Below are 11,779 nucleotides of genomic sequence, written 5' to 3'. Positions count from 1 at the left end.
AATAATATATTTACTATATAAGAGGAGTATGTATGAAAAGGAATAAAATAAAAAAAATAACAGGACTGTTATTGACATTTATTATGATGTTATCTATTTTAACGACGCCTATTAGTTCATTTGCTAATGAGAGTAGTGAGGATAATAGAGTACAAATTGAGGAGACGATGCTTGTTAATTCGACAGATACTGAGGAAGCGGTTGAAGTTGAATTTGCAGAAAATGAAGTTACTAATTTAAATAAAGATTTAAATAAAGTAGTTGATATGGTAGAAAGAAATAGTTACTTAGAAAACATAAGGGAAATCACTCCTATCATTTTCTTAGATGACGAAGAATCGCTTAACCATGAAACTGCAGAAAGTAAAGTGTACAAAATTAATAAGGATTTTAATCAAGAGATAGATATAACTGAAGAAGTACATCATTACTTGGAGAGTCAACAAGAGTTAAATACAAGGACAAAATTTACAAGAGCATTACCGGCTACTCCTGATCCGAATGATCCGAATTTTCCGGTATATGTTGATTTTATAATTAAGGTAAATTATATAAAAGCGGATGGTTCTGCATATGAAATGTCAGACTATATTACAGACCCGATAACTATTAATTTACAAGCAGTTTATGTAGGAGATACTCAGCAAGATGGTCCGGTAGTAACAGAGAATGTGACTGATAGATTAACTCCTAAAACAATACAGGTAGGTTTAAAAGATGTCTATGGTAACGGTGGAGAAGAAGGTGAGGATTTATTCGGAGACTATGTTATTATAGACGGATTTACAAACTCTGGGGACTATCTATCTACAAACTTCTATGCAAATGTGGACAGCTCAGTATTTAAAACAACGCCAGATGGACAAAGTCTAGATGCATATATAACATTATCGGAAAAAACAGGTGGTAATGAAGTTATACCTGAAATGAATATTACATTTATAGAAAATCCGCAACCTGATGGAACATTGGGAACTGCTAAAATTAAAAAAGAAGTTTTAAATGAAACTAAAAAAGAAACTCAATACAAAGACAGTACAGCTGCAGATTTAGGAGATGTCGTTTCATATAAAATAGAAATAGAAAATAGAGCAAACACAGTAAATGAAGTGACTTTTGAAGATGTACTAGATGAAAACCTAACGAATGTAGAATTAGTTAGAAGAGATTTATCTTTTGAAGATGTAATTGATTATGATGAAGCAACTAATACAATAAGCGGTTCAACTGCAGTACCGTCAAAAGGAATAAAAACATTTATCTATAAGGCCACAGTGGGAGAAAATGCTTCCGAAGACATTAGAAATACTGTAGTAATGACAAGGCTAACAGAGTACAAAGGCGAGTTATCGTTGGAAGAAGAAGACAAGATTCTGTTAGCTGATGACGGGGACATTATTGAAGTTACAGATATTAATGGTGTTACAACAGAAATTGTAGTAAAAGGTGATAAGGGCTTTATACAAATTGAAGAATTGGATTCTGCCGTTGTAGAAGTTAATCCTCCAATTAGTTCTTTTCATGCAACGAAAACGGATAGTTTAACTAGTAGACAAGTTGAAGTTGGAGATACATTTAAATATTCTATAAGAGTCAAAAATACAGGAACCGTAGATTTGGAAAATGTAAAAATTTCGGATAGAGTTCCAAGTGAACTGGATATTTTAAATGTAGTTCCAGAGGATGCTGAAATATCAGGCCAGTTAGTTGAGCATACTGTTCCAACTATTAAGGTTGGAGAAAGTTATACTATGACTATTGAGGTTAAAGTTAACAACACTGCTAAAGGCGGAGATAAAATCAAAAATATAGCTATAGTAGATGATAGAAGTGTTCCGGGAAGAGAACTTGAAGTAGTTAAAGAAGTAGTTGAAGATAAAGGATTCTTAATTATACCTAGCGTAAAACTTAATAAAGATAATCACTACGCTTATATGATTGGTTATCCTGATGGAAGTTTTAGACCGCAAGGCAATATTACAAGAGCGGAAGTAACTACTATATTCTTTAGAATGATGACCGATGAATCAAGAAATAAATACTGGAGTACAACTAATGACTTTGGTGATGTACAAAGTACAGACTGGTTTAACAATGCAATTTCCACAATGAGCAATGCTGAAGCTGTAACAGGATATCCTGATGGAAGTTTCAAACCTGATGCAAATATAACCAGAGGTGAATTTGCAACAATGGCATCAAGATTCCTATCAGATTATGGAAATTTAACTAATTATAAGTTCACGGACATAAAGGGCAATTGGGCAGAAGATTCCATTAAGAAATTGGCATCTCACGGACTTATAAACGGCTATGAAGACGGAAGTTTTAAACCTGACCAACTAATTACAAGGGCAGAAGCAGCAACATTGGTAAACTCTGTACTTGAGAGAACGCCTCATAAAGATAATTTATTATCAGATATGAAGAGATGGTCAGACAATTCTGACACTAGTGAATGGTACTATGCTCAAGTTCAAGAAGCTACAAATTCTCACACTTATACCAGAACCAGTGTAACTGATAAGGAAGTTTGGAAAGAGTTATTGGCGGTTAGAGATTGGTCAGCACTTGAAAAAGAGTGGAGTACAAATGCTACAATAAAGACTGAAGAAGTAGCAGAATAAGTAAAAGTTATTAAATTGTTATTGACATAGCTATAGACATTCAAATAGTTTAGTTTAATATATTTCATCCCACTAAAAATCTAATTAAGTTTTTACTTAATTAGATTTTTATTTTAAATATATTATATTTTTATGGTAAAAGGATGGTATATAAATTTTTAAAGTGTAAACAAATAAAAAACCATTCTTTAAAATACAAAGAATAGCATTTAGCTTACTAAACTATAAATATAATTTATTTGTAAAAATTACATCTTTCCACAAAATTAAAATCGACAAAAGTTCATATCTATATTGTGATTTTCAGTTTCTATATTTTTTGACGTGCTACAAGCAGTTAGAAGGCTTAAGAAAAGGACTAAAAGCATAATTTTAAATTTTTTATTCATAGGTTGTCCTCCTTAAACAAAAATAATTTTTAATTTCCATTTGTTATTTATTAATAGCTATTAAGAGCAGAAGTTATTGTATCTATACCCTTAGAAAATAATTATGCTACATTATGGATTACAGTTTTTACAAGGTCTATATCCCTGAGCTAGGGCATCTTCTCTACTATTTAATGGAACTTTATTACTATCCTTCATCTTACCCGCTGAAACGCAGTTATCTCTGTGAAAGATTTTAGAATTTCGATTTCCAACATAGCTATAACTTTGAGGAGTTTCTTCTAAGTTTGATTTAGCAGGGCTTGTTTTAACAGTTTCAATTTCTAGAGATTGTTGCCATAATCCCCAACCTTGATTTTTTGCTTCATTTTCCAAATTTTGGAAAAGTTCCTGGTACTTTACATCAGGTGGAAAAGTTGAAACATTTCCATAACCGTTGGCAATAAGTTTTGCATTAAACATATTCTGAATTACTTCGTCCTTAGTGGGTTCATCTGTAAAAGGTCTTGAAGTCCAAATGTATCTCAAGAGTCTGTCGTAGCGGTCTCTTTCGCTTACATCCTTTTGTAAATAGACTTTTTTACCTGTCAATTCCTCAGTGGTAAAGGCAGAAGCCTCCTGACCGAAAAATTCTACGCCCTTTGTTGGATGTTTTGTCTCAGGTGTATTGACAAGTACCATCCTCACTTTTTCCTTAACGCCATTAATATTTATTTCAATAGTATCTCCATCAATAACTCTTGTAACTAAAGCTTCTTGAAAAGTATTAGTATTTTTTAAAGTATCAACTGTTTCAGGTTTTATATAATTATCACCTATAGCTACTGTTCTATTGTCGGAGTCCCAATTTACATTGGCGCCAAACTGTTCTGCTATAAAGCGAAGAGGTACAAAAGTTCTATTCTCCTTAATTTTAGCTGGGACATCTAAAGTTAAGGTTTGAGATTTATCAGCTCTCTTACTTTTAGCTATAGTTTCTCCTACAGTAAGTTCAATATGAACTTCAGCATCCTGTATAGTTATTTTTTTAGTACTGTCATCCCATTTAACTTCATAGCCTAAATTTTCAGAAATGGATCTAATAGGTACAAGTGTCCTGTTGTTTTCAATAAATGGATTTACATCACTGTTTATGTAATTTCCATTATACCAAATTCTAATTGGTGTTTGCGCATTGGTGAAGTTGGGAAATAAACCTAGCGCAATAGTAAATGTTAAAATCAAAGTCATTAATCTTTTTTTCATTGTGATTCCTCCTTAAATGTTTGTAAAAATTTTAAAATAAAAAAACAAATAAATAAGGAGATACTTAAAGCGGATATAAAAGTGAAAAAATTTGTATCTCCTATGATAATATTTTATCATAAAATTATAAGAGGATAAAAAATAAACTTTAATAATGATAGAAAACTCTTTTTAAGAAAAAGTTTCCCAGTAGTAATATGGTAATAGTTCTTTTAAATTAGAAAAGTTAGCGCTTGTTTATTATATAGATATCAGCGAAAAACAAAATCCCTCCTATTATTAAGAATAGAATTCCCTATTTAAGAGCAGGAAGTGTCTTTCCACCCCAAGCCTTTTTATTTGTAAAAGCTCTCCAATCATAGCTGAAGGAAGATATTGCTAAGAGTAAAGCTCCCAATCCCATTAGTGTTCCGCCCGTCATAGCAATGGGCATTTCTATAAAATAGGTTTTTAACTGTTCAATTATTTCAATCATATTTTAGTCCTCCTAAATTAATAAAGAATACTGACAAATTTTAAAGTTTTCAGTAAATTTTTAAAACTTAAAAGGCAATTATACTTTATTTATATGAAAGAAGTATGTAAAGCAGGTTAGAAAGGTGTAAAAAATTATAGTATTGTTTTTACAATATTTTTGAAAGAATAGAGTAAATAACAGAAAAAAGGGATTGTTTGGGTAAATATTATAAAACATCTAAATATTACTTTAAAGTGATACAAGGATATTTTAAAGCAAAGTTAATTAAGTGAATAAAATGGTTTTCATTTAGGAGAGTTATAAGAAGAGTTTAAGTATTATAAAAAGGGGGTTTACATATGAAACAACAGGGTGACAATTATAAACGATGGGACATTATATTTATAGGACTGGCATTTTTTGCATCTTATTTTGGAGCAGGTAATTTGATTTTCCCACCTATGTTGGGATTGGAAAGCGGCACTGGATGGTTTCCAGCGGTTCTCGGTCTTACACTTTCAGGAATTATTTTGCCTCTTGCAACTATAGTGGTAATATCTTTTGCTGGAGGTTCAGTTGATAGTATTACTTCAAGGGTTAGTAAAAATTTTTATAAGATAATAGTTGGATGTATTATGGTTTTTGCCAATTTTGTATCAGTACCTCGTACAGCGGCAGTTGCAGCTGAATTAGGCCTTCAAGGAATTTTTCCCAAGTTGCCGTATATACCAATTGTAATAATTTATTTTATTTTGGCCTTTTACTTCGTACGAACTAAGGAAAATGTAATTGATAAGATTGGAAAAATTTTAACGCCGGCTCTAGCCTTGATTTTATTTGCAATTGTAATTTTAGGTCTTGTTAATCCTGTGGGAACACCATCTGAACCTGTAGTGTCCAATACTTTTGTACATTCTTTTTTAGGAGGGTATCAAACAGGAGATGTTTTGGTGAGTTTTATGATGGCAAATGTATTTATAGGGGCTATTACCAGCAAGGGTTATATATCTGATAGCAGCAGAAACAAAGCGGTTTTAAAGGCGAGTTTCATTGCTTTTATATGTTTGTTTATAGTGTACGGTGGTCTGCTTTTTATGGGAGCTTACGGTGGAAGTAGATTTAATCCGACAATTGAGCGTTCAGCACTACTGGTAAATCTAGTAGAATTACTTGGCGGAAGAATTACAATGGTGGGATTTGGAATAGCAGTGTTTTTAGCTTGCTTTACGACAGCTGTAGCTCAAGTAACGGCAATTTCTGATTACTTTGTTGAATTAAGCGCTGATAGACTTAATTATAAATTGACAGCTCTTGTAGTATCTGTAATTGCAACTTCTGTAGCATTACTTGGAGTGGATAATATAGTGAAATTTTCAAATCCGCTATTTATGGCAATGTATCCGACTTGTATAGCTCTTATAATTTTAGGTTATGGTAGGAAACTGATTCCCAATGATGGAGGTTTTAAAGGAGGAGTTATTTTAACTTTGCTTTACAGTATTTTTGAAGCCATTTTATCTACAGGTTTCAGTCCGAAATTTATTAGGTACATAGTTGAAATTATGCCTTTGCATTCCTATGGTTTCGGTTGGGTTTTGCCTTTTATAGTGGGTTTGTTGGGAGGAACGTTAATATATTTTTTCATTTCACCAAAGAAAGCGGAAAAACTTTAGACAAAAAAACAGAAACCATTACAGTTTCTGTTAAAAAAGGGAGATTTAATAGGAAAATATTAATCCGAGGATTTAATGGGACAATTCCTATGAAATCTAAAGAAATTATATCATTCTTTTTAGAAAAATAATTTAAAAAGAGAGTTTTTTTACTGTTTCAACTGTATTTTTACTGTCTTTTAGTAAAGTGTTTTAATTATAGATTTTTCTTTTGCCTCAGCAGTTTTTTATCGACAGCTTTTTAAGGCTGTGTTAAAATTGATGATAGGTTGGTTAATGTGAAATCTAAGGAGGAAACTTTAATGAAAATACTTTATGATGGAAAGACAAAACAAGTGCTCACTGATGAAGCTACAGGGGATATGTACCTATTGTTTAAAGATGATGTAACTGGTGAAGATGGCATATTTGATCCGGGTTCCAATACAGTAGGCGGAAGTGTGGAAGGAAAGGGGAAAATTGGTTTAAAAATTTCTCAATATTTTCTAAAAGTAATGGAAGAAAATGGAATTCCAACACATTATTTAGGTGCTGATTTGGATAAGGGTCTAATGAAAGTTAGAAAGCTTACAATACCGCCTTTGGAGTTTGTACTCCGCTATTTCACAGCAGGCAGTATGAGCAGAAGGTTTTCTATTGAAGAAGGACTGCCTTTTGATCCTCCATATCTTGAAGTTACGTTAAAGGACGATGAACAGGGAGATCCTTTAATAAGTGAAAGATTGGCCTTAATGAAAGGAATTTTAGTTGAAGGTCAGTATGACGAGGGATTGGATATTTTAGAAAAAGTTGGAGAAGTATTAAAGAAAGAGTTGGCGGAAATGGGTCTTACATTAATTGACTTTAAAATCGAAGTGGGTTATGACGAAAACGGCAAGATATACGTAGCTGATGAAATAACTCCCGATATTTGGAGAGTTCGTGATAAAGACGGAAATATCCCTAATCAAGTGGAGTGCTCAAAACTTATTCTAGAAAAAATAAATTAATATTATTAAGACTGTTATAAAATAGCAGTCTTTTTTTATTTAAAAGACAGTTGATTTTAGCCGCCTGTTTTAATAGGTGGAGTTGACTGTGATATAATATATATTATTTGAAAAAGAGGTATAAGCTATGAAAATTTTCCATATAGCCGATTTACATATTGGTAAAGTAGTTAATGGCTTTTCAATGTTGGAAGACCAAAAACATATACTGGAACAGATTTTAAGAAAGATAGATAAAGAAAAACCGGATGTGCTTTTAGTAGCAGGAGACATATATGATAAGACAGTACCCAGCGGGGCAGCAGTTTCTTTATTTGACGAGTTTTTAACTGCACTTTCTCAAAAAGATGTAATTGTTATTTGCATAAGCGGAAATCATGATTCTCCTGAACGAATAGGTTTTGGAAGTAGAATTATGAAAAACAGCGACATATATATTTCCGGAGTATTTGAAGGAGATATGAGAAAAGTAACTGTGGAAGATGATTATGGTGAAGTGGATTTTTATTTACTTCCTTTCGTAAAACCCATGAATGTGCGAAGATTTTTTCCGGAGGAAGAAATTGAATCCTATTCCGACGGTTTAGCTGTGATTTTTAAAAATCAAGAAATTGACTTTCAGAGGAGAAATATTTTAGTAGCACATCAATTTGTGCTTCCATCTTCAGGTGAGGTAATTCGTTCTGATTCGGAAACGGAGCCTGTGGGAGGAATTAACGGAATCTATTCAGATGTATTTAACGGCTTTGATTATGTGGCCTTGGGGCACTTACACGGCTCTCAAAAAATAGGAAGAGATTGCATTAGATATGCAGGTTCTCCCTTAAAATATTCTTTTTCTGAAGTTAACCATAATAAATCAGTTACTGTCTTTGAATTAAGGGAGAAGGGAGATTATTCAATATCTGAAATTCCATTAAATCCCAAATGTGATATGAGAAAAATACGCGGCCCTTTAAAAGAATTAATTTCCGAAGAAGTTCTTTCAGAGGGAAATCCGAGGGACTACATGCACATAACTCTTACAGATGAGGGAGAAATTCTAGATGCAATAGGAATTTTAAGGAGTTATTATCCCAATGTAATGGAACTTTCCTTTGACAACAGTAGAACACGTTATGATTCACAGATATTTGAAATTGAAAATATAGAGCAGAAAAGCACTATGGAACTTTTTGAAACATTTTATAGAGAACAAAATGGAAGTGATTTAACTGAAAGTCACAAGCAAATTATAGAGAAGTTTTTTAAGGATATGGAGGAGAGAATATGAAACCGCTACATCTTACTATGTCCGCCTTCGGTCCCTATTCAGATAAAGTGGAGGTGGATTTTAGCCTTCTTGGCAATGAGGGTCTTTACTTGGTAACGGGAGATACCGGAGCGGGAAAGACTACGATTTTTGACGCCATTACCTATGCGCTTTATGGAACGGCTAGTGGTGATAACAGATCCAATAATATGTTAAGAAGTGACTTTGCATCAATAGATATTCCTACATATGTAAATTTAAAATTTGACTGCCGTGGAGAGCTCTATGAAGTAAAGAGGAATCCTGAATATATGAGAAAGTCCAAAAGAGGTGATAAGGAAGTTAGAGAACCGGCCAATGCCTCTTTAATCTATCCTGACGGAAAGGTAGTTACCAATGTTAAAGAAGTTAACAGTGAAATAGAAGAGCTGCTTGGAATAAATAGGGAACAATTTACTCAGACTGTAATGATTGCTCAGGGAGATTTTTTAAAGTTGTTAATAAGCGGTACTAAGGAACGTGGAGAAATACTTCAAAAAATCTTCAACACTAAGGATTTTAAAGATTTTCAAAAAGAAATTAAATCCATAGTTTTAGAAATGGAAAAAGAATTAAGCGATGATAGAAAAAATATTTTACGACTTGCAGGGGAAATTGAAGTTGAGCAAGATAGCGAAGAGGGAAAAAGACTTTTAAGTTGGTCTGAGGAGCAAAATGTAAGTAACAGTGTTGAACTTTTAAAAATCCTAGAGACGATATTAAAGTTTCAAGAGGAAAAACTTAATACTAAGAGAGAAGACCTACAGAGAGCTACTAAGGAAAATAGTGAGATTTCTGCTGAAAAAGTAAAGGCTGAAAATGGAAATGAAAGTATTAATAGGTTAAAAAATAAAAAAAATCAGTTAGAAGAGCACAAGGACAAAGCAGAAGAACAGGATGAAATTAAAAAGAGGTTGGAGTTATCTAAGCTGGCCATAAAGAAAGTGCAGCCTTTGGAAAGAGAATGGGAACAGATGGATTTCAAGCTAGGGGAAGAGGAGAAAATTGCTAAAGAACAGCAGGAAACTCTTTTAAAGCTTAGGAAAGAACTGGAAGAGGCTGAAGTTCAATTTAAAATACAAGGAGAAAAAACTAAGGAACGTGAAAATTTAGCTTATGAATTAAAAGAATTGGAAAAAAATCTTCCTGAGTATGAAGTTTTACAAAATAAAATGGATTTAAAAGCTGAATATGAAGAAAAGTTAAAAAAGACCAAATATGACTTTGAGGGAATTTTAAATGAAAAAGAAAATTCTCAAAAAGAACTGGATAGTTTATTAGAAGAGTTAAAAATTTTAAAAGATAAGCCCTTGGAATTGGAAAGGTTAAATCAAAAATTAGGGGAAGTTGAAACGACTTTAATGAAATTAGAAAGAACTTGGGAGCTTTATAATAAATGGGAAGTTAGCAAGGACAGATTAAAGGTTAAACAATTAGAATATGAGGAAGTTGAAGAGAAATACGAATCTGCCTTTAAACAGTATAATGAACTTCAAAAACTTTTTTTAAGAGAACAGGCAGGTCTTTTAGCTAAAAACTTAAAGGAAGATGAGGAATGTCCCGTATGCGGATCTAAAATCCATCCTAAACCTGCAAAACTTTCCGGGGACGTACCTTCTGAAGAGGAGATAAGGGAAGTTAAGGAGAAATCAGAGGAATTAAACCGTAAAGTAAGTGAAATTTCAGAAATGTGCAGTGCTGAAAAAGCAAGGGAAGAGTCCTTTAGAAATTCACTTTTAGAGGAGGCGGAGGTGCTTTCTTTAACAGAGGAACTTGATTATTTAAAAGATGAACTTAAAAAATTAAAGGCAGCTAAGAATATTTTAAAAGTTGAATTAAGTGAGAAAATAAAGGCTGTAAAGAATGAAATTGAAAGAAAGACGGAGCTTGAAACTTTGGAAACAAAAATAAGAGAGGAAGTTGCAAAACATTCTAAAAAGTCAGAGGAATTAAGCGCTCTAATTAAAACTTTGGAAATTGAAATATCCGGAAGTAGTAGTGAAATTGAGGTAATGAAAAAACAGCTTAAGTTCGAGAATTTTAATGTTGCGGAATCCTATTATTATGAGTCGAAAGAACGTTTGGCGGAAATGGAAAGTGACTATAATTCCTCCAAAGAAAAAGCTGAAAGCTTAAGGGGAAAAGTATCAAGTAATGAAGCTGTTTTAAAGGAACGCAGTTTAAATTTAAAGTCCCTAAAGGAAGAAGTTGAAGCTTTGAAAAAAAGTTTTGAAAAAGCCTTAAAAGACGAAGGATTTAAAAATGAAATAATTTATAAACAATACCTTTTTACAGATGAAGAACTTACTGAAATGGAAGAAATTTTAAATGAATATAAGAGTAAGAAGGATATGCTTGAAAATGAAATTCAGCAGCTGGAAAGGGATACAGCAAATTTTGAATTTATGAATTTAGATATATTAGATGAAAGATTAAAATCAAGTGAAGAAAAGGTCGGCAGCTTAAATGAGGAATATGCTAATTTAATGAGCAAAGTAAACTCCAATAAAAATCATATTGAAAATTTAAAAGCTTTAATTGAAAAAATAGGGGAAAGAGAAGGAGAGTATTCCGACTATAAAATTCTTTCAGATACTGCAAACGGTGAAATTGTCGGTAAGGAAAAAATAAGTTTTGAAACCTATTTACAAATGGCGTATTTTAATCAAATTATCCAAGCTGCCAATCAACGACTTCGTAAAATGACAAACGAAAGGTACCAGTTGAAACGAAGAGAGGAAAGTACAAATCTGAGAAGTCAAAGCGGATTGGAGTTAGACGTTTTGGATAATTATACCGGAAAGACAAGAGATGTGCGTTCGCTATCAGGGGGAGAGTCCTTTAAAGCCTCTCTATCTCTTGCTTTTGGGCTGTCTGACATAGTGCAGCAACATGCCGGAGGAGTTCAAATAGATACTATGTTTATAGATGAGGGATTCGGTTCTCTGGACATTAATTCCTTAGATATGGCAATAACTACGCTACAAAATTTATCCGGAAACAACAGGTTAATTGGAATAATTTCCCATGTGGAGGAATTAAAGGAGCGTATAGACAGACAAATAGTAGTAAAACAGAGTAATAATGGAAGTACTCTTAATATTATCC

The 11,779-nt window shown here is 32.7% G+C and carries 8 protein-coding genes; 5 read left to right on the top strand and 3 right to left on the bottom strand.

All coding sequences use genetic code 11. The features are described from left to right. Positions 1–32: 32 nt before the first annotated feature. Entirely contained in the window at positions 33–2,627 is a 2,595-nt protein-coding gene (locus tag EF514_RS09505; RefSeq protein ID WP_127725216.1) for an S-layer homology domain-containing protein, read from the top strand. A gap of 266 nt (positions 2,628–2,893) precedes the next feature. On the opposite strand, the gene EF514_RS11000 is transcribed toward EF514_RS09505, so the two are convergent. From EF514_RS11000 to EF514_RS09495, 3 genes are all read right to left on the bottom strand, one after another. Beyond that, complete coding sequence (locus EF514_RS11000; protein ID WP_276317188.1) at positions 2,894–3,016, bottom strand: hypothetical protein; 123 nt, start codon at positions 3,014–3,016, stop codon at positions 2,894–2,896. Positions 3,017–3,127: 111 nt separating this feature from the next. Next, entirely contained in the window at positions 3,128–4,261 is a 1,134-nt protein-coding gene (locus tag EF514_RS09500) for a stalk domain-containing protein (RefSeq protein ID WP_127725215.1), read from the bottom strand. A gap of 295 nt (positions 4,262–4,556) precedes the next feature. After that, on the bottom strand, positions 4,557–4,736 hold the full coding sequence (locus EF514_RS09495) for a hypothetical protein (protein WP_127725214.1): 180 nt from the start codon (positions 4,734–4,736) through the stop codon (positions 4,557–4,559). Between the two features lie 341 nt (positions 4,737–5,077). On the opposite strand from EF514_RS09495, the gene brnQ reads away from it, so the two are divergent. The 4 genes from brnQ to EF514_RS09475 all read left to right on the top strand — a co-directional run. After that, the gene (gene brnQ, locus EF514_RS09490) at positions 5,078–6,391 is read left to right on the top strand and encodes a branched-chain amino acid transport system II carrier protein (RefSeq protein WP_127725213.1); all 1,314 of its coding nucleotides are present in this window, start codon (positions 5,078–5,080) and stop codon (positions 6,389–6,391) included. Positions 6,392–6,693: 302 nt separating this feature from the next. Further along, a complete protein-coding gene (locus EF514_RS09485; protein ID WP_127725212.1) occupies positions 6,694–7,380 on the top strand; it encodes a phosphoribosylaminoimidazolesuccinocarboxamide synthase in 687 nt (228 codons plus the stop codon). Between the two features lie 127 nt (positions 7,381–7,507). Further along, positions 7,508–8,653 (top strand): exonuclease SbcCD subunit D, encoded by a 1,146-nt coding sequence (locus EF514_RS09480; RefSeq protein ID WP_127725211.1) that lies wholly within the window; start codon positions 7,508–7,510, stop codon positions 8,651–8,653. Next, positions 8,650–11,779: AAA family ATPase (locus EF514_RS09475; RefSeq protein ID WP_127725210.1), on the top strand; the 3,130-nt coding region annotated here is incomplete at its 3' end. The genes EF514_RS09480 and EF514_RS09475, both read left to right, overlap by 4 nt.

The sequence above is a fragment of the Anaerosphaera multitolerans genome (assembly GCF_004006535.1).
In the GTDB taxonomy this organism is placed as follows: domain Bacteria; phylum Bacillota; class Clostridia; order Tissierellales; family Peptoniphilaceae; genus Anaerosphaera; species Anaerosphaera multitolerans.
The sequence above is the reverse complement of the archived record's forward strand: the minus strand, read 5'-3'. Positions and strand labels throughout refer to the sequence as shown.